Annotated in this window: 12 protein-coding genes, 2 pseudogenes and 1 riboswitch; of the genes and pseudogenes, 11 read left to right on the forward strand and 3 right to left on the reverse strand. The window is 59.2% G+C overall.

Annotation, left to right across the window (positions count from 1 at the left end; all coding sequences use genetic code 11):
- Nucleotides 1-3: 3 nt before the first annotated feature.
- Together ACK2JC_RS25160 and ACK2JC_RS25165 are read right to left on the reverse strand one after the other, a co-directional pair.
- A complete protein-coding gene (locus ACK2JC_RS25160) occupies nucleotides 4-1245 on the reverse strand; it encodes a DNA polymerase IV (protein WP_302326367.1) in 1242 nt (413 codons plus the stop codon).
- Complete coding sequence (locus ACK2JC_RS25165; RefSeq protein WP_092361031.1) at nucleotides 1242-1517, reverse strand: hypothetical protein; 276 nt, start codon at nucleotides 1515-1517, stop codon at nucleotides 1242-1244. The genes ACK2JC_RS25160 and ACK2JC_RS25165 overlap by 4 nt, the downstream gene beginning before the upstream one ends.
- A gap of 181 nt (nucleotides 1518-1698) precedes the next feature.
- Between ACK2JC_RS25165 and ACK2JC_RS25170 the strand changes: the two genes are divergently transcribed.
- The 3 genes and pseudogenes from ACK2JC_RS25170 (at nucleotide 1699) to ACK2JC_RS25180 (ending at nucleotide 6117) form a co-directional block, all read left to right on the forward strand.
- Nucleotides 1699-2997: a DUF1576 domain-containing protein gene (locus ACK2JC_RS25170; RefSeq protein WP_092361032.1), complete on the forward strand. Its 1299-nt coding sequence runs from the start codon at nucleotides 1699-1701 to the stop codon at nucleotides 2995-2997.
- A gap of 212 nt (nucleotides 2998-3209) precedes the next feature.
- Entirely contained in the window at nucleotides 3210-4523 is a 1314-nt protein-coding gene (locus ACK2JC_RS25175; protein WP_368271086.1) for an MATE family efflux transporter, read from the forward strand.
- Between the two features lie 277 nt (nucleotides 4524-4800).
- A riboswitch (Fluoride riboswitch) is annotated at nucleotides 4801-4885 on the forward strand.
- A gap of 54 nt (nucleotides 4886-4939) precedes the next feature.
- Nucleotides 4940-6117: pseudogene (locus ACK2JC_RS25180) on the forward strand (cation:proton antiporter).
- 85 nt (nucleotides 6118-6202) lie between these two features.
- On the opposite strand, the gene aroD reads toward ACK2JC_RS25180, so the two are convergent.
- Nucleotides 6203-6964, reverse strand: a complete 762-nt coding sequence (gene aroD / locus ACK2JC_RS25185) for a type I 3-dehydroquinate dehydratase (protein ID WP_320936436.1) — start codon at nucleotides 6962-6964, stop codon at nucleotides 6203-6205.
- Nucleotides 6965-7194: 230 nt separating this feature from the next.
- Here aroD and nrdR point away from each other — a divergent pair, with 230 nt between their 5' ends.
- The 8 genes and pseudogenes from nrdR (at nucleotide 7195) to ACK2JC_RS25225 (ending at nucleotide 18964) form a co-directional block, all read left to right on the forward strand.
- Nucleotides 7195-7647, forward strand: coding sequence for a transcriptional regulator NrdR (nrdR, locus tag ACK2JC_RS25190; protein ID WP_007713286.1), 453 nt, complete (start codon nucleotides 7195-7197; stop codon nucleotides 7645-7647).
- A 17-nt stretch (nucleotides 7648-7664) separates the two neighbouring features.
- Entirely contained in the window at nucleotides 7665-8192 is a 528-nt protein-coding gene (locus ACK2JC_RS25195; protein WP_118754196.1) for a YqeG family HAD IIIA-type phosphatase, read from the forward strand.
- Entirely contained in the window at nucleotides 8189-9571 is a 1383-nt protein-coding gene (gene aroE / locus ACK2JC_RS25200) for a shikimate dehydrogenase (protein ID WP_320936437.1), read from the forward strand. Before ACK2JC_RS25195 ends, aroE begins: the two co-directional genes overlap by 4 nt.
- Nucleotides 9572-9656: 85 nt before the next feature.
- The gene (gene efp, locus ACK2JC_RS25205; protein WP_007713280.1) at nucleotides 9657-10214 is read left to right on the forward strand and encodes an elongation factor P; all 558 of its coding nucleotides are present in this window, start codon (nucleotides 9657-9659) and stop codon (nucleotides 10212-10214) included.
- A gap of 106 nt (nucleotides 10215-10320) precedes the next feature.
- Nucleotides 10321-12108, forward strand: a complete 1788-nt coding sequence (gene argS / locus ACK2JC_RS25210) for an arginine--tRNA ligase (protein ID WP_118754194.1) — start codon at nucleotides 10321-10323, stop codon at nucleotides 12106-12108.
- Between the two features lie 37 nt (nucleotides 12109-12145).
- Entirely contained in the window at nucleotides 12146-15289 is a 3144-nt protein-coding gene (locus tag ACK2JC_RS25215) for a DEAD/DEAH box helicase (RefSeq protein ID WP_320936438.1), read from the forward strand.
- Between the two features lie 38 nt (nucleotides 15290-15327).
- Nucleotides 15328-17067 carry an ABC transporter ATP-binding protein gene (locus ACK2JC_RS25220; RefSeq protein WP_107435679.1) on the forward strand — a complete coding sequence of 580 codons (1740 nt, stop codon included), beginning with the start codon at nucleotides 15328-15330 and terminating at the stop codon, nucleotides 17065-17067.
- A gap of 92 nt (nucleotides 17068-17159) precedes the next feature.
- Nucleotides 17160-18964 (forward strand): annotated as a pseudogene (locus tag ACK2JC_RS25225) (ABC transporter ATP-binding protein).
- Nucleotides 18965-19018 lie beyond the last annotated feature (54 nt).

The following is a 19018-nucleotide window of genomic DNA, read 5'->3' on the forward strand; positions in this document are numbered from 1 at the left end:
AAATCAGAAAGAGGAGCGGTCCGGAGGCCTTCCGATGGAAAGGGAGGGAGGCTTTTCGGGCCGCTCGTTTAAAAAACATCCCCGGGTTACGGCCTGGGAGCCATAGGCGGCGCGGATCTGGTCAAGGGCCAGTTCCAGCCGCCTTAGTTTTTCCTCGCGCCCCGGCGGGAACAGAGTGAGCTGGCTGCATTCCTCCCGCACAACCCGGCTGGTGTGAACGCCCAGCTTCCGCAGCGGCGTTTTGTCCCAGGCGCGCATCAGCAGACGGCAGGCGGCCTGGTAGATGGGCTCCGTTAAGTCGGTGGGGCGGGCCAGCGTTTCCTGGCAGGAACAGCGGCTGAAATTGCAGTCCACCAGGGACAGGCTGACGCAGGAAATTTTCGCCTGGTCGGCGCGAATCCGGGCGCTGACCGTCTCGCTCAAAAAGAGCAGGAACTGGCGGGCCTGTTCGGGGCTGCCCACGTCCATGGGCATGGTCATGCTGTTGCCAAAGCCCTTGTTCCGGTCCAGGGGAATCAGATAGGGGGAGGTGTCAAAACCGTTGGCGTACTCCCACAGAACCCGGCCCTGATTTTTCAAATGGGCGGTTAAAAGCGCCCGGTCGGTGCGGGCCAGCTCCCCGATGGTGCGGATTCCCAGGTTTTGCAGTTTGCGCCTGGCGGCCGGACCGGCAAAGAACAGGGAGGAGACGGGCAGAGGCCACATTTTCAGGGGGATTTCCTCGGGGAACAGGGTGTGGCAGCGGTCCGGTTTGCGGAAGTCGGAGGCCATTTTTGCCAGCAGTTTGTTGGAGGAGATGCCGATGTTGACGGTGAAACCCAGCTCCTCCCGCACCCGGCTGCGTATGGTTTCCGCGGCGGTCAGAGGGGAACCGAACAGGCGGACGCTCCGGCTCATGTCGATAAATGCCTCGTCGATGCTGTACTGGAACACATCCGGGGAGAACTGGGAGAGCAGCTCCATGAGCGCCCGGCTGCACTGGGCGTAGAGCCCGTAGTCCGGGGGCAGGATCAGCAGGCCCGGAGCGCGCCTGCGGGCTACGATCAGGGGTTCCCCGGTGCGGATCCCCAGGGCCTTGGCGGGCAGGCTCCCCGCCAGCACGATGCCGTGCCGGGAGCTCTCGTCCCCGCCGATCACGGCGGGAATCCGGCGGATGTCCTGGGGATTTCCGTCCACCAGGCGTTTCGCCGCGGTCCAGCTTAAATAGGCGCTGTTCACATCGATGTGGAAATAGACGCCGCTCATAGGAGGCGGTACAGGCACCAGCGGTGCCGGGAAATGTGGTAGCGCAGCTCGGCCAGACGGCTTTGCTCCTGGGAGCCGATGCGGCAAATGTAGGAGATCATGGGCTGGCCTGCGGGCTTGATTTCCTTGTCCGAGAGAATCTGCAGGACGGAAAATACCTGCAGGGCGTGATCCTCCTCCAGGCGGAGCCGGTAAGGCCGCAGTCTGCCGTCCGCCCCGCAGGAGGAAATCACATCCACCGGCATGTTGAGAATGGGATCAGATTGTTCCATAAGGGCTGATCCTCCTTTCCTGTGTGATTGTTTAAATTTATTGTACAGAACATGTGTTCGAAAAACAAGAGGGAAAAATTGGCAAGTATTAATAAGTATTAAATAAAAAACAAGAAAATTTCTTTATTATTTTCCTGAATTACGATATGATAGTGGGGAGGCTAATTGGAAGGAGACAAGAATGAACGTATTGAGGTCGATTAGAGAACATGAGCCCCTTTCCAGAAATGCCAGGTTTGCCCTGCTGGCCCTGGTCCCCATCTATTTTATTGTGGCAGGAATGGTGATTCAGCCGGTGAATGAGATCATCCCCGGCATCATCAATATTTTTCGGGAACCGGATTTCCTGATTACGGACTATTTTCTGGTAGGCGGCATCGGAGCCGCGCTGATCAACGCAGGTATTCTGACCCTGATCAGCATTGGAATTATCTATTATCTCGGCAAGGAGATGGATGGACACACCATCACTTCCTGCTGCCTGATGTTTGGATTTTCACTGTTTGGAAAAAATCTGCTGAATATCTGGACAATCCTGTTTGGCGTATATCTCTACGCTCACTACCATAAAACCGCGCCTTCGCGCTACATTTACATTGGACTGTACGGGACCAGCCTGTCGCCCATCATCACCCAGGTGATGCAGATCGACAGCGTCGCCGTGCCCCTGCGCTTTGTCATGTGCATTGTGGTGGGCGTGGTCATCGGCTTTGTGCTGCCGCCCTTAGCCACCCATGTCCATTACGCCCACAAGGGATACTCCCTTTACAACGTGGGGTTTGCCTCCGGGATTATCGCCACGGTGATTGTCTCTCTGCTCAAATCCTTTGGCATTGAAACCAAAGCCAGACAGATTTGGGCCACCGGGTACGACCACCTGTTTCTTGTGCTGCTGTCCATCCTGTTCGGCGGCATGATTCTGGCCGGAGCGCTGGCGCGGGGGAAGGAGATATGGGCTTCCTACCGGCGGATTCTGCGGACCTCCGGCGTGTCCGGAACCGATTATCTGGCCGACGAGGGCGGAGCCTCCACCATCTTTAACATGGGCGTGAACGGGCTGTTCGCCACCCTGTTCGTGCTGGCGGTGGGCGGATCGCTGAACGGCCCCACCATCGGCGGTATTTTCACCATCGTAGGCTTCAGCGCCACGGGAAAACATCTGCGCAACATCGCCCCGATTATGATGGGAGTGGTGTTGGCCAGTATGACGAAATACTGGAACATTTCCGATCCGTCCCCCATGCTGGCGCTGCTGTTCTCCACCACGCTTGCGCCCATTGCCGGGGAGTTCGGCGTGATCGCAGGTCTGGTGGCCGGATACCTTCACTCCTCGGTGGCTCTGAACGTGGGAATCGTTTACGGGGGAATGAACCTGTACAACAACGGTTTTGCCGGAGGTATCGTGGCCATTTTCATGGTGCCGGTGATTCAGTCGGTGCGAGACCGGAGAGCCCGCGCACGGGGTGGAATTTCGCTGTAAGGTCCGGGACGGCTTTGGGCCGGAACCTGCCTGGTGAACGCAAATTAAAAATGAATCGAAAACGCTTCACAGCCGCCGCCGGGCGGCTGTGGTACGGGCATTTGGAATCCGCGGGTTTAGGCCTTTGTATCTGCGGACTTCAGATGCCTTTTTGTGTGGAAAAACGGCTTTAAAAGAGGGCCGGGTGAAAACGATAAAGTTGGAGGAAGCAAATGGAACAAGGAGTGGGAAAGGCATTTGGAAAATATGTGGCGTTCAATGTGATGGGCGCTTTGGGACTGTCCTGCTATATTTTGGCGGACACCTATTTTGTGGCGGCGGGAGCCGGAGCGGAGGGGCTGGCGGCCTTAAACCTGGCGATCCCGGTGTACAGCTTTATCAACGGTCTGGGACTGATGACGGGCATGGGCGGAGCCACCGCCTTCGCCATCGCGGGCGGACGGGCGGACGAAGGAAAAAAGCGGACAATTTTTACCCAGGTGGCATGCGTGGACCTGGTGATCTCCCTGTTGTTTTCCGCCGGAGGAATGCTTTTTGCCACCCCGCTGTCCGCAGCCCTGGGGGCGGACAGCCAGGTGTTGGAGAAAACCTCGGTGTACCTGCGGATTCTCATGATATTTGCGCCCATGTTTATGTTCAACAACCTGTTGGTGTGTTTTGTGCGCAATGACGGAAATCCAAAGCGTTCCATGGCGGCCATGGTGCTGGGAAGCCTGTCCAACATCGTGCTGGATTACGTGTTCATCATGGTGTTTCACTGGGGAATGTTCGGGGCCGCGGTAGCCACGGGGATTGCGCCCATTGTGAGCATGGCGGTTCTGTCCGGTCATCTGCGAAACGGCCGATGCGGTTTCGGGCTGCAACGGGGACGGCTTCGGCCCCGCCTGATGGCGGAGTGCGCGGCCCTGGGCATGTCCTCCCTGATCGTGGAGGTATCCGCGGGGGTGGTGATGATCGTATTCAACGGTCTGGCTGCCGCGGCTGCGGGAAACACGGGGATCGCCGCCTACGGCGTGCTGGCCAATCTGGCGCTGGTGATCACCTCCATTTTCACGGGAATCGGCCAGGGAATCCAGCCCATTCTCAGCCGCTTTTACGGGGAGGGAAATAAACCGGCAATGAACCAGATTTACGGTCTGGCCATCGCCGCCTCCGCCGCGTTCGCCCTGGGGATTTACGCGGTCTGCGCCGTGTTTGCCCGCCCGGTGGTTGGGGCGTTCAACCATCAGGGGGACCTGGTGCTGGAGGCCATAGCGGTGCGGGGGTTGAGAATCTATTTTGCGGGATTTCTCTTTGCCGGGGTCAACGTGGTGACGGCTGCATTTTTCAGCTCGGTTTCACAGCCGGGCCGGTCCTTCGCCGTGTCCATGCTGCGCGGTTTTGTGGTGATCCTGCCCATGGCGTTTGTCCTGGCCGCGGCTCTGGGCCTGGATGGCGTCTGGCTGTCCATGCCCGCGTCGGAACTGGTGGTGGCGGTATTCTGTTTGATTTTGTATGTGTGGGGGAAAAATAAACGCAGGCGGTGACAGCGGCCTGCCGTATCAAAAAGGGGGCCCGAAAGGCCCCTTGAACGGAGGAGTGGCCGTCGGGATGCACGCCCGGCGGCCGGTTTGTGAGAAAAAGTTGTATGAAAAGCATTCGCTTTAACGTTTTCTAATATAAGCCGGAAATGTGATGAATTTGTGGAGAAAATATGAAAATTCTGTGTTGTCCTTAGGATGGCCGTTCGGACGGCTAATCGTTCTGACCGGAAAAGAGTGCAGAAAATGCTTGACGGGACCGGTAAATGTGCGTTATACTTGTCAGCGCAAAGGGAATGAGGTTCTCCCGTGGCGCAAGCCAGAGCCGCTTGTAAGGCAGATTATGAGCTGATGACTTCTGTGATGATTTTGATCGCAGGGGCATTGGCTTTTTTTGTTGCCCTGCGGAGAGGAGAGAAAAAATGTTATTGAGTCTTGCTGTGATTTTTTTGTGTGGAATGGGAATGGGGGCTGTTTTCAGGCGGTTGAACCTGCCGCAGCTTCTGGGGATGCTGCTGACCGGAATTCTGCTGGGTCCGTATGCGCTTAATCTGCTGGACGGCTCCATCCTGTCCATCTCGGCGGATCTGAGGCAGATTGCGCTGATCATTATCCTGACCAGGGCAGGTCTGAATCTGGATGTGGCAGATTTGAAGAAGGTGGGAAGGGCGGCGGTGCTGATGTGCTTTGTGCCGGCCTCCTTCGAGATTCTGGGAATGCTGGCGCTGGCGCCGCGGATTCTGGGGATCAGCCTGCTGGACGCGGCGATTATGGGCACGGTGGTGGGCGCCGTGTCGCCGGCGGTGATTGTGCCGAAAATGCTGAAGCTGATGGATGAGCGGTACGGCACAAGGGAGAGTATCCCCAGTTGATTATGGCGGGGGCGTCTGTGGACGACGTGTTTGTGATCGTGCTGTTCACCTCCTTCACTGGCCTGGCCCAGGGAGGGACCGCTTCCGCTCTGGATCTGATGCGGATTCCCACCTCCATCGTCCTGGGGCTGGCGGCGGGAGCGGTCTGCGGCCTGCTGCTGGCGCTGGCCTTCCGGAAGATCCACATGCGCGACAGCGCCAAGGTGATCATTATCCTGAGTATTTCCTTCCTGCTGGTGACGCTGGAGCACTCCCTGAGCGGAGCGCTGGGCTTCTCCGGCCTGCTGGCGGTCATGGGCATGGGCATCGCCCTGCAGCGGCGCAGGGGGGAGGTGGCGGCCAGGCTGTCCGCCAAATACTCCAAACTCTGGGTGGCCGCGGAGCTGCTGCTGTTCGTGTTGGTGGGAGCCACGGTGGACGTGGGCTACGCGCTGGCCTCCGGGGGAGCCGCGGTGCTCCTGATCTTCGGCGTGCTGGTGTTTCGGATGGCCGGAGTGTTCCTGTGCCTGTTGGGCACCAGTCTGGACCGCAGGGAACGGCTGTTCTGCATGATCGCCTACATGCCGAAGGCTACGGTTCAGGCGGCGATCGGGGCCATCCCGCTGTCCATGGGGCTGGCCTGCGGACAGATTGTCCTCACGGTGGCGGTGCTCTCCATTTTGATCACCGCGCCGCTGGGCTCCTTCCTGATTGAGCGGACTTATAAAAAACTGTTGAAGCCCCAGTAGGGGCGGGCGGTAGGAGGCGGGACCGCTTGATGATTGAAGGCGGGTGAGGCCGCCCGGCGGCCTGCTTGGGGTGACGTCCCTCCGCCTACAGGCTTTTGTGCAGCAGTTCCAGCACGCCCCTCAGTTCCTCCACTCCGATCTGCCCCGGAGCGGAGGCCTGACCGGCAGAACCGAAGGTCAGGGCGGAGCCGAAGATTTCGCCCGACAGGCGGCTGATCACGCCCATTCCGGCCATGGACATGGTGACGACGGGGCGGGTAAAGCGGGTCCGTGCCTGGGAAGTGGCGGAAAGAAGCGTCAGCACATCCTCCGGGCTCTGGGGCATGACGGCGATCTTTAAAATATCGCCCCCGCTCTGTTCCATCCGCTCCAGGATGTCCAGCATGGCGGAAAGCTCCGGTGTGCGGGAAAAGTTGTGGTGGGAGAGGATCACCTTCACCCCGCGGTCGTGGGAGTGAGGGATGAGGTCCGCCAGAAAACCGGCTCCGGCGGCCAGCTCCACGTCCACCAGGTCCGCACAGCCGCTGTCCACGGCGCTGCGGACCAGATTTTCGTAGTGCCCCGGGCCGGTCTTTTCACAGGCGCCTCCCTCGGCAAAGGTGCGGAAGGTGGCGAGCAGCGGCTTGTCCCCCAGAGCCTCCCGCAGACCGGCGAGCAGGCGGCGGGTCTCATCCAGATCAAAACGTCCGTCAAACCAGTCCAGACGCCATTCCACCAGGTCAACAGGCAGTCCGGCGAAACGCCGCGCCTCCTTCAGGATGGCGTCGCCGGAGGGAGCGACGATGGGGACGCAGATTTTGGGGATCCCTTCGCCGATGGTTATATTTTTCACATGTACGGTATTCATAGCTGACAAGGTCCTTTCCGGCGGGGAGGGCCCGCCGATGATGCGATATTTGTAAACAGATTTTGTTTACCGCTATTACTATATTAAAAAAAGCGCGGTCTGTCCAGTGAGAAGGCAGTAATTGTAAAATCTTCTTGCACATCCCCGTTTCCTGGGTTAAAATAAATTCAATCAGAGAGATCAGGCCCCCCGCCAGTGGCAAACGGCGGGAGTACAAGGAGGTATAAAGGATGAAATGCCCATACTGCAATGAGGCAGATACAAAGGTAATCGATTCCAGACCCGCGGAGGACAACAGCTCCATCCGCAGACGCCGCCAGTGTGAGCGCTGCGGAAAGCGTTTCACTACCTATGAGAAGCTGGAGACCATGCCGCTCATGGTGATCAAGAAGGACAATTCACGGGAGGCCTACGACCGCTCCAAAATCGAGGCGGGGATTATCCAGTCCTGCCACAAGCGGCCCGTGTCCACCCAGCAGATCAACTCCGTGATCGACGAGATCGAGAACCGCGTTTTTAATATGGAAGAGAAGGAAGTGCCCACCTCGGTGATCGGCGAGCTGGTCATGGATAAATTAAAGGAGCTGGACGAGGTGGCCTATGTCCGTTTCGCTTCCGTTTACCGGGAGTTTAAGGACGTGAACACATTTATGGAGGAGCTGGCCAAGCTTCTGAAACAATAGTGGGAGACAGACAATCTATGCTGGAACAATTTTATCCCCGCCTGTACCTGGATTCCGCTTACGAGGTCCCCTATGGGGACTTCCGGGCGGAGGGGTACAGGGGGGTGATTTTTGACATTGACAACACTCTGGTGCCCCACGACGCGCCGGCGGACGCCCGGGCTTTGGAGCTGTTTGACCGCCTGCGGGCCCTGGGGATGAGCACCTGCCTTTTGTCCAACAACAAGGAGCCCCGGGTAAAGTCCTTTGCCGGGCAGGTGAACAGTATTTACCTGTATAAGGGCGGCAAGCCGTCCCGGCGGGGTTATCTGGCAGCCATGGAGCGGATGGGGACCACCACGGAAAACACCTTGTTTGTGGGGGATCAGCTGTTCACCGACGTGTACGGCGCCAACCGGACCGGACTTTACAGCGTTCTGGTGAAACCCATCAATCCCAAAGAGGAGATTCAGATCGTGCTCAAGCGCTACCTGGAGAAGCCGGTGCTGTGGTCCTACGCAAGACATCTGAAGAAAACTGGAGAGAAAAGAGACTGGAAGCGATGAATGGTAAGACGAGAGTATGCGGCGTGATCGGGTGCCCGGTGGAGCACTCCATGTCGCCGCAGATGCACAACTTTTATGCGGAGCGGACCGGACTGAATCTGGCTTACGTTCCGTTCCGCGTGGAACCCCAGGCAGTGGGGGACGCCGTGAAGGGGGCTTACGCCCTAAACCTGCTGGGCCTCAATGTGACGGTGCCCCACAAGCAGCGGGTGATGGAGTATCTGGTGGAGATCGACGAGGACGCCAGGGCCATCGGAGCGGTGAATACGCTGGTGCGGATGGAGGGCGGCTATAAGGGCTACAACACCGACGCCGCCGGTTTGAAGCGGGCCATGGACCGGGCCGGCATCGCCATCCGGGGCCAGCGCTGCCTGCTGCTGGGCGCGGGCGGAGCCGCCAAGGCCGCCGCCTATCTGCTGGCCAGGGAGGGAGCGGATGAGGTGTTCCTGCTGAACCGGAATCTGGACCGGGCGGCGCAGCTGGCCGGCTGTGTCAACGGATTGACGGGCAGGGACGTGATCCGTCCCATGGCCCTGGCGGATTACGGCCGGCTTCCGGGGACGGGAAGGGATTTCCTGTGCATCCAGTCCACCAGCGTTGGCATGCATCCGGACACGGACCGTGCCGTGATCGAGGATGAGGCGTTTTATGGGCGGATTCATACGGGAGTGGATATTGTATACACTCCCAGCGAGACCAAATTCATGAGGCTGGTGAGAGCTTCCGGCGGCAGCGCCGTGGGCGGCCTGGACATGCTGCTCTACCAGGGGATCATCGCCTACGAGCTGTGGAATCCTGGAACCGTAGTAGACGAGGAGACGGCCTCCATTGCCAGGCAGATGCTTCTGGACCAGCTGGAGCCGGGCAGAGGGAAAAGCGTGGTCCTGATCGGCTTTATGGGCGCGGGCAAGACCAGCGTGGCGGACCGCTATGCGGCGGACTACGGGCTGGCGGTGGTGGATACGGACCAGCGCATCGAGGAGATGGCCGGGATGCCCATTAAGGACATTTTCGCCTCCCAGGGCGAGGAGGCCTTCCGGGCCCTGGAGACGGAGATGCTGCGGGCGCTGCTGAAGGAGAACGAAACCAGGGTGATCTCCGTGGGCGGCGGGCTTCCGCTGCGGGAGGAAAACCGGGAGCTGTTAAAACAGCTGGGAACCGTGGTGCTTTTGGACGTGTCCGTAGACACGGTGCTGGAGCGCCTGGGGCGGGACGTGTCCTCGCGGCCCATGCTGAGGGGGGATGACGTGCGCGCCCGTGTGGAGGAGCTTATGGCCTTCCGCCGCCCCGTTTACCGGGAGACATGCCACCGGATGGTGGATGTAAACGGGCGGACCGTGGAGGAAATCGCCGCGGAAATCCACAAAATATGTCAATGAATAAAAAAGGGCTTGAAAATACAGCATACATAGTATAAAATAATAAAGATTAGAGACATTGAACGAGTTGAGGAGGAATATCTTTATGATATCAGCAGGAGATTTTAGAAACGGTGTTACGCTGGAGATTGACGGACAGGTTGTACAGATTATGGAATTCCAGCACGTTAAGCCCGGAAAAGGCGCTGCTTTCGTGCGCACGAAATTGAAAAACGTAATCAACGGCGGCGTGGTAGAGCGCACCTTCCGTCCCACCGAGAAATTCCCGGCTGCAAGAATCGACAGAGTGGACATGCAGTATCTGTATGCTGACGGCGAGCTGTTTAACTTCATGAACCAGGAGACCTATGATCAGGTTGCCCTGAACAAGGACATCATCGGCGACGCCTTAAAGTTTGTGAAGGAGAACGAAGTATGTAAGGTTTGCTCTTACAACGGCAATGTGTTTTCCGTAGAGCCCCCGCTGTTCGTAGAGCTGGAGATCACCGATACGGAGCCCGGCTTTAAGGGTGACACTGCAACCGGCGCCAACAAGCCCGCCACCGTGGAGACCGGCGCGCAGGTAAACGTTCCGCTGTTTGTGGAGACCGGCGACAAGATCAAGATCGACACCAGAACCGGTGAGTATCTGTCCCGCGTTTAATCCGCAGAATTCCTGATAGACGTATTAACTTGCTCCGGCGCGCTTCCGGAGCAGTTTTTTTGTTACTGTTCACAGGTGATCGTTTAACTTGAAAAGGAGATATGTCGTGAAAAAGATTCTGGATCTGATGGAAGGACAGCTGAGGGCCGCGTTTTCGGCCTGCGGCTACGATGAAACCTTCGCCAAGGTGGTTCTGTCCAACCGGCCGGACCTGTGCGAATACCAGTGCAACGGCTCCATGGCGGCGGCCAAGGCATACCGCAAAAAGCCCATCGACATCGCAAACGGCGTGGTGGAGCAGCTGGGCGACGGCCAGGGTATGTTTTCCATGGTGCAGGCCGTGATGCCGGGATTTATCAATTTAAAGCTCTCGGGACAGTTCCTGGCGGACTACATGAAGGGGATGGCCGCTGGTGAGAAGCTGGGCCTGGAGAAGCCGGAAAAGCCGGAGACCATTATTGTGGACTACGGCGGGGCCAATGTGGCCAAGCCGCTGCACGTGGGCCATCTGCGCGCGGCCGTGATCGGCGAGAGCATCAAGCGCCTGGGCAATTTCCTGGGCCACCACATGATCGGCGACGTGCATCTGGGCGACTGGGGCCTGCAGATGGGCCTGATCATCGAGGAGCTTCGGGACCGCAAGCCGGAGCTGGTCTATTTTGACGAGAGCTACACCGGGGAGTACCCTGAGGAGGCGCCCTTCACCATCGGCGAGCTGGAGGAGATTTACCCCGCGGCCAGCGCCAAGTCCAAGGAGGACGAGGCCTTTAAGGAGCGGGCCCACCAGGCGACCTTAAAGCTTCAGAACGGTTATGCGCCGTTTCGGGCTATCTGGAACCACATTATCAGGGTTTCCGTTACGGACCTGAAGAAGAATTACAGCAATTTGAACGTGACCTTTGACCTCTGGAAAGGGGAGAGCGACGCGGAGCCCTACATTCCCAGGCTGATCAATCTGCTCACGGAAAAGGGGTTGGCCTACGAGAGCCAGGGAGCCCTGGTGGTGGACGTGGCCGAGGAGACGGACACCAAGGAGATTCCGCCCTGTCTGGTGCGCAAGTCCGACGGCGCGGCCCTCTACGCCACCTCGGATTTGGGAACCATTATCCAGCGCGAGGAGGATTTCCATCCGGACCGGTATATTTACGTGGTGGACAAGCGCCAGGACATGCATTTTGTCCAGGTGTTCCGGGTGGCGAAAAAGGCCGGAATTGTGGAGCAGGACGTGCCCATGATTTTCCTGGGCTTCGGCACCATGAACGGCAAGGACGGCAAGCCCTTCAAGACCAGGGAGGGCGGCGTTATGCGCCTGGAGCGCCTGATCTCGGATATCGACGAGGCGGTGTACCAGCGGATTATGGAAAGCGAGAGGCGTTCCATGACCGAGGAGGAGGCCAGGGCGGCTTCCACCATCATCGGGCTGGCGGCGCTCAAGTACGGCGACCTCTCCAACCAGGCGTCCAAGGATTACATTTTCGACGTGGAGCGGTTCAGTTCTTTTGAGGGTAATACCGGCCCCTACATTCTCTACACCATCGTGCGCATCAAGTCCATTCTGAACAAGTACCGGGAGGACGGCGGACAGGTGGACGAGACGGCTGAAACCAAGGTGATTCTGCCCCCCGCGGGCGAGACGGAGAAGGCGCTGATGCTCCTTCTGACCCGGTACAGCGAGGTGCTGGAGAACAGCTTTGCGGAGACCGCTCCACACAAGATCTGCCAGTATGTGTTCGAGCTGGCAAACGCATTCAACAGCTTTTATCACGAGACGAAAATCCTGTCCGAGGGGGATGAGGCCAGAAAAGACAGCTATATCGGCCTGATCACGCTCGCCAGACGGGTTCTGGAAGCCTGCATCGACGTGCTGGGCTTTGAGGCGCCGGACCGCATGTAAGAGAGGTCCCACGGCATGCCGGAGGAGCGTTGATTTCATGGAAGTCATAAAAATGCAGACCAACAACTTCTGGAAGGGAGAGGTTGGTGTGAGGGGCCTGGTTGAGGACCAGGCCCAGACCTACAATGTGAGTTTGTATGTCAAGGGTGGCCGGGTGAAAGACTACTCTTGTTCCTGCGCGGAGGGGAATTCCTACAAGGGCATGTGTGCCCACGGGAAAGCCCTTTTCGCGTATTATGAGGACTATGCAAAACGGGCCGGGCAGCCTCCGGTGCACACCTCCCAGGAAGTCCACACCATGATCCGGGAGTACACGAACCGGCAGGTGTCCCGGATTATGGCGGCGGAGGAGGCGGAAAAGGCGGATCTGGTGCCTGTGCTGCTGCTGTCCGCCCGGCGGGTACAGCTGGAGTTCAAGGTGGGCAGGGAACGGTATTATCTGGTGAAGGATCTGACCGCCTTCGCCCAGGCGGTGCGGGAGAATTCCTACGTGGAGTACAGCAAGACCTTTGGATTCCACCACTGCGCCGCCGCCTTCACGCCGGAGAGCAGGGGGCTTCTGGCGCTGGTGATGGAGCTGGCGGAGCTTGTGAAGCCCCAGAGGGAAGCGGAGCTGGCCCCGGTGCACCGGGACCGCTTTTTCGATTTGGTGATGGACCGGATAATCGAGGTCCAGCTGCCGGGCGGGACCAAAACCCGCCTGCGGGTGGAGCGCAGAGATCCCAGGCTGCAGCTGACCGCCCGGAGGTACGGCAGGGACGGAATCAAGGTCAGCTTTGACGGCGTTCTGGATGGGGAGGAGCCCCGGCGGATTGCGGCGGGATTTGGCGGGGAGCAGCACCTTTACCTGGCGCAGGGAGAATGGCTCTGCCAGTGCAGCCGGGATTTCACCCAGGCGATGCAGCCCTTTCTGGAGCAGATCAACCGGGAGGGCAGCCGGACGCTGTTGGTGGGGGAGAAGGACATTCCCCTGTTTTACGCCCGGGTGCTAAAGAGCATCGCCCCCTACGCCGCGGTGCGGGCGGAGGATGTGGACTGGAAGTCCTACGAGCCTCAGCCGCTGCGCGCGCAGTTTAAGTTTGACAGCCGCGGTTTAAAGGAGCTGCTGATGGAACCATGCCTGTCCTACGGGGATTTCACCTTCCACCCGGTGGAGGATGAAAATCTGCCCCGGTCCGTCTGCCGCGACGTGCCCGGAGAGTTTAAGATCAGCCAGGTGATCAACCGGTATTTCCGTTACAAGGAGCCGGACGGCATCCGGCTGGTGATCCGGGACGACGAGGAGGCGGTGTACCGCCTGCTGACCGAGGGGATCGAGGAGTTTCGGAAGCTGGGCGAGGTGATGATCAGCGAGGAGCTGAAGCAGTGGAAGGTGCTTGCCCCGCCCAAGGTCAGCGTGGGTGTTTCCGTGAACAAGGGCTGGCTGAACCTGACGGTGGATACCGGCGGCCTCTCCGACCAGGAACTGGCGAAGATCCTTGCCGCCTACAGCCAGAAGAAAAAATATTACCGCTTAAAGAGCGGAGAGTTTTTACAGTTGGGAGAGGGGGGCCTGTACACGGTGGCCCGCCTGGCAAAGGAGCTGGGGATCAGCCGGAAGGAACTGCAGTCCCGGGCGATCAGCCTGCCCGCCTACCGGGCCATGTACCTGGACAGCGTGCTGAAGGAGGGGCCGGGGGTGGCCTACTACCGGGATCAGCTCATGAAAGCCCTGGTCCGCGGCCTGCGTTCCGTGGAGGATAGCGACTATCCGGTGCCGGAACGCCTGCAGGGCGTGCTGCGGGAGTACCAGAAAACCGGATTTCACTGGCTTAAGACCCTGGATGTCAATGGGTTTGGTGGCATCCTGGCCGACGACATGGGCCTGGGAAAAACGATCCAGACCATCGCCCTTCTGGAGGACGCGTACGGCGGGGAGCAGAAGGAGCAGGAGCCGTCGCTGATTGTGTGCCCGGCCTCCCTGGTCTACAACTGGGAGCACGAGATCCGCAAGTTTGCGCCGGATTTAACGATCCGTTCCGTGGTGGGAAACGCCGGGGAGCGGGAGGAGATTCTCCGGGAGGCGTGCGCCGCTCCGGAGGGGACCTCTGTGTTTATCACCTCCTACGACCTGCTGAAGCGGGACGTGGAGCAATACGGGGAGCTGCATTTCCGGTTCCAGATCATCGACGAGGCCCAGTATATCAAAAATGCCGCGACCCAGAGCGCCAGGGCGGTGAAGGCGGTGAACGCCGGCACCCGCTTTGCGCTGACCGGGACTCCGGTGGAGAACCGGCTGGGCGAGCTGTGGAGCATCTTCGACTACCTGATGCCAGGATTCCTGTTTGGAGCCCAGCATTTCCGCAAGGAGTACGAGCTTCCCATTGTCCGGGACCAGGACGGGGTGGCTCTGGAACGCCTGCGCCGCATCACCGGACCGTTTATCCTTCGAAGGGTGAAAAAGGACGTGCTGCGGGAACTGCCCGACAAGCTGGAGACCGTGGTCTATTCCCGAATGGAGGAGGAGCAGAAGAACCTCTACGCGGCGGGAGCTGCCAAACTCAAGGAGCGCCTGGACCGCAGCGAGGGAGAAGGGCTGGGCGAGGAGCGCTTCCAGGTGTTGGCGGACTTGACCAGGCTGCGCCAGATTTGCTGTGATCCACGGCTGTGCTATGAGAATTACAAGGGCGGCTCGGCAAAGCTTGAGACCTGCATGGACCTGGTGCGCCGGGGCGTAGAGGGGGAACACAAGATTCTGCTGTTTTCCCAGTTCACATCCATGCTGGAGCTGATCGAGAACCGCTTAAACCAGGAGGGAATCGCCAGCTACAAGCTGACCGGAGCCACCTCCAAGGAGGAGCGGATGCGCCTGGTGGGCGAGTTCGCGTCGGATGCAACGCCGGTGTTTTTGATCTCCCTGAAGGCCGGAGGCACGGGACTAAACCTGACGGCGGCGGACATCGTGATCCACTACGATCCCTGGTGGAATGTGGCGGCCCAGAACCAGGCTACGGACCGGAGCCACCGCATCGGCCAGGACAAGCAGGTGACGGTGTTCAAGCTGATCGCCAGGAATACGGTGGAGGAGAATATTCTGACCCTGCAGGAATCCAAGAGCAGGCTGTCGGACCAGGTGATTACCGGGGACGGCGGCAGCTTCGGCGGTCTGACGCGGGAGGATATTCTGCGGATATTGGCATAGGGCGCGGGAGCGCGTTATAATATGGAAGGAGCAGTAACATGGAGCGGTATCGCAATTATATCAGGCCGTATCTGGCGGCGTTTATCGCAGGCCCGATCCTGATGCTGACGGAGGTGGCGGGGGAGATCGCCCTGCCCAAGATGATGTCGCTTATCATCAACAATGGGGTGGCGAACCACGATGTGGGTTATATTCTGCGCATCGGGGCGGCCATGATCGGCTTCGCCATGCTCATGCTGCTTGGCGGCGTGGGGGGAACCTTCTGCGCGGCAAAGGCCTCAGTCAGCTTCTCGGCAGACCTGCGGAAGGATCTGTTTCACAAGGTCCAGCAGTTCTCGTTTAAAAATATCGACGATTTCAGCACCGGTTCCCTGGTGACCCGCCTGACCAACGACGTGCAGCAGGTGCAGATGGTGGTGCGAATGGCACTGGTGATGATGTTTCGGGCGCCGGGAATGTTTGTGGGGGCCTTGATCATGGCCTTTACTATGAACGCCCGGCTGGCTCTCGTGATTCTGGTGGTGATTCCGCTGCTGTCCGTGGGCATCGGGCTGGTGTTAAAGACTGCGTTCCCCCGTTTTACGGTGATGCAGAAGGCCATTGACCAGCTGAACTCCGGCGTGCAGGAGGCTCTGACCAATGTGCGGGTGATCAAGTCCTTTGTGCGGGAGGATTTTGAGGAACAGAAATTTGAGGAAAACAACAAGCGCCTGAAGGACATGAGCCTGCGGGCGATGAATGTGGTGATTGTAACCATGCCCATGATGACGCTGGCAATGAACGTGACCATGCTGGCCGTGGTGTGGTACGGCGGAAATATGATCATCGGGGGCACCATGCAGGTGGGGGATTTAAGCGCGTTCACCACCTACATTGTGCAGATTCTCATGTCCTTAATGATGCTGGCCATGATCTTTCTCCAGGCTTCCCGGGCCATGGCGTCCCTGAAGCGGATCAACGAGGTCCTGGACGTGGACATCGATCTGACCGACGAGGAGGCAAAGCAGAAGGATCTGACGGTGAGCCGGGGGCTGGTGGAGTTTCGGAATGTGAGCTTCGGTTACGGAAAGCGGCAGAATGAGGCGGTGCTCCACGACATCAGCTTCACTGCAAAACCCGGCCAGACCATCGGCATCATCGGCTCCACGGGCAGCGGAAAGACCAGCCTGGTGCAGCTGATTCCACGGCTTTACGACGTCACGGCCGGGCAGGTGCTGGTGGACGGCGTGGACGTGCGGGAGTATTCCCTGAAGCATTTGCGGGACGGCGTGGCTATGGTACTGCAGAAAAATGTGCTGTTCTCCGGAACCATCGAGGACAATCTGCGCTGGGGCGGCGAGGAAGCCACCCGGGAGGAGATCCGGGCCGCGGCAGACAGCGCCCAGGCGGACGGCTTTGTCACCTCCTTTGCCAAGGGGTATGACACGGAGATGGGCCAGGGCGGCGTCAATGTTTCCGGCGGGCAGAAGCAGCGCCTCTGTATCGCAAGAGCGCTGCTCAAGCAGCCCAAAATCCTGATTCTGGACGATTCCACCAGCGCGGTGGACACGGCTACGGAGGCGAAGATCCGGGAGTGCTTCCGCACGACGTTAAAGGATACCACCAAGTTCATTATCGCCCAGCGCATCGGCTCCGTGGAGGAAGCGGACCAGATTCTGGTAATGGACGAGGGGCAGATCGTGGGAATGGGAAGCCACAGGGAACTGCTGGCTTCCTGTGAGGCTTATCAGGAAATCTATTATTCCCAGAAGGACCGGAGCGGGGAGGTGAGCGCCTGATGGCAATGACTCAAAAACAAGAGGACAAATTAAGGGACCTGAAGTACCGCTATGAGAGCAAGTCTTCCGGCGCACCGGCGGCGCCCAGGCGCATGGGCCCGGGCGGCAGGCACGGCCGGGGCTTACCCGGCGGCGGCAAACCAAAGGACAGCCGCCGGACGGTGGTGCGCCTGCTGCGCTATCTGGAGGAGGACAAGGCGAAAATGGCTCTGGCCTTTGTCTGCGTGATCGCCAACACGGTCTGCATGCTGGCCGGTTCCTACATGCTGCGCCCCATCATCAACACCTATATCGCGCCGGTGAACGGCAGCCGGGGAGATATCCAGGGGCTGGCCAAGGCGCTGATCGCTCTGGGATTCGTGTTCCTGGCCGGAGTGGCGGCAAACTATTATCAGGCCAAGGTGATGCTGACCGTGGCCCAGAACGCCCTGCAAAAGATCCGTGACGACCTGTTCACGAAGATGCAGAAGCTTCCGGTGCGTTTTTATGATACCAACAGCAACGGCGATCTGATGAGCCGCTTTACCAACGATGTGGATACCATCGGACAGATGTTGAGCTCCACCCTGGTGCAGCTGTTCTCCGGGGCTTTAAGCCTGGTGGGCACCCTGGCGCTGATGATCTACACCAATATCTGGCTGACCCTGGTGACGCTGGTGATGATTCCACTGGTCATGCGGGCCGGCGGGGCGGTGGCGGGCCGGAGCCAGAAGTATTTTTCCGCCCAGCAGTCCTCCCTGGGCGCGGTCAACGGTTATGTGGAGGAGATGATCACCGGGCAGAAGGTGATCAAGGTGTTCTGCCACGAGGATACGGCGGCGGACGAGTTCGGCCTGCTCAACGAGGACCTGAAGCAGAACCAGATCCGCGCCCAGTTTTTCGGCGGGGTTATGGGGCCGGTGATGAACAACCTGAGCCAGATCAACTACACGCTCACCGCAGTTGTGGGCGGCCTGCTCTGCGTGCTGCGGGGCTTTGACGTGGGCGGACTGACCGTGTTTTTAAACTTTTCACGGCAGTTCTCCCGGCCCATCAATGAGATTTCCGCCCAGGTCAGCAACGTGTTCTCCGCCCTGGCGGGCGCGGAGCGGGTGTTCGCGGTGATGGACGAGGAGCCGGAGCCCGCGGACGGACCCGGGGCCGTGGTGCTGGAGCCCATAAAGGGCCATGTGGTGCTGGACCATGTGACCTTTGGCTATGACCCGGAGAAGATCATTTTAAAGGATGTGAGCCTGTACGCAAGACCGGGGCAGAAGATCGCCTTTGTGGGCAGCACCGGCGCGGGAAAGACCACGATCACCAACCTGATCAACCGGTTTTACGACATTCAGTCCGGGGCCATCACAGTGGACGGCGTGGATATCCGGCAGATCAGCCGGGAGAACCTGCGCAAAAACATCGCCATGGTGCTTCAGGACACCCACTTATTTACCGGCACCGTGATGGAGAATATCCGCTACGGCAGGCTGGACGCCACGGACGAGGAGGTGGTTCAGGCTGCGAAAACAGCCTCCGCCGATTCCTTTATCCGCCGTTTGCCGGATGGGTACAACACCATGCTGGAGGGCGACGGGGCCAATTTAAGCCAGGGCCAGCGGCAGCTGTTAAACATTGCCAGGGCGGCCATCTCCAGGGCGCCGATCCTGATTCTGGACGAGGCCACCAGCTCGGTGGACACCCGCACGGAGAAACACATCGAGCACGGCATGGACCGTTTGATGGCGGACCGCACCACCTTTGTCATCGCCCACCGCCTCTCCACCGTGCGCAATGCCAACGCCATCATGGTGCTGGCATTGCGCACGGCGAGATCATTGAGCGGGGTGACCACGATGAGCTTTTGAAGCTGAAGGGGCGGTATTACGAGCTGTATACGGGGCTGAAGGAGCTGGATTAGGCGGCCTGTGAGTCTGGGATTATGCGGAAAAGCCGGAAAATAGTGGTATACCAC

It is taken from the genome of Enterocloster lavalensis, assembly GCF_046603895.1.
GTDB lineage: Bacteria > Bacillota > Clostridia > Lachnospirales > Lachnospiraceae > Enterocloster > Enterocloster lavalensis.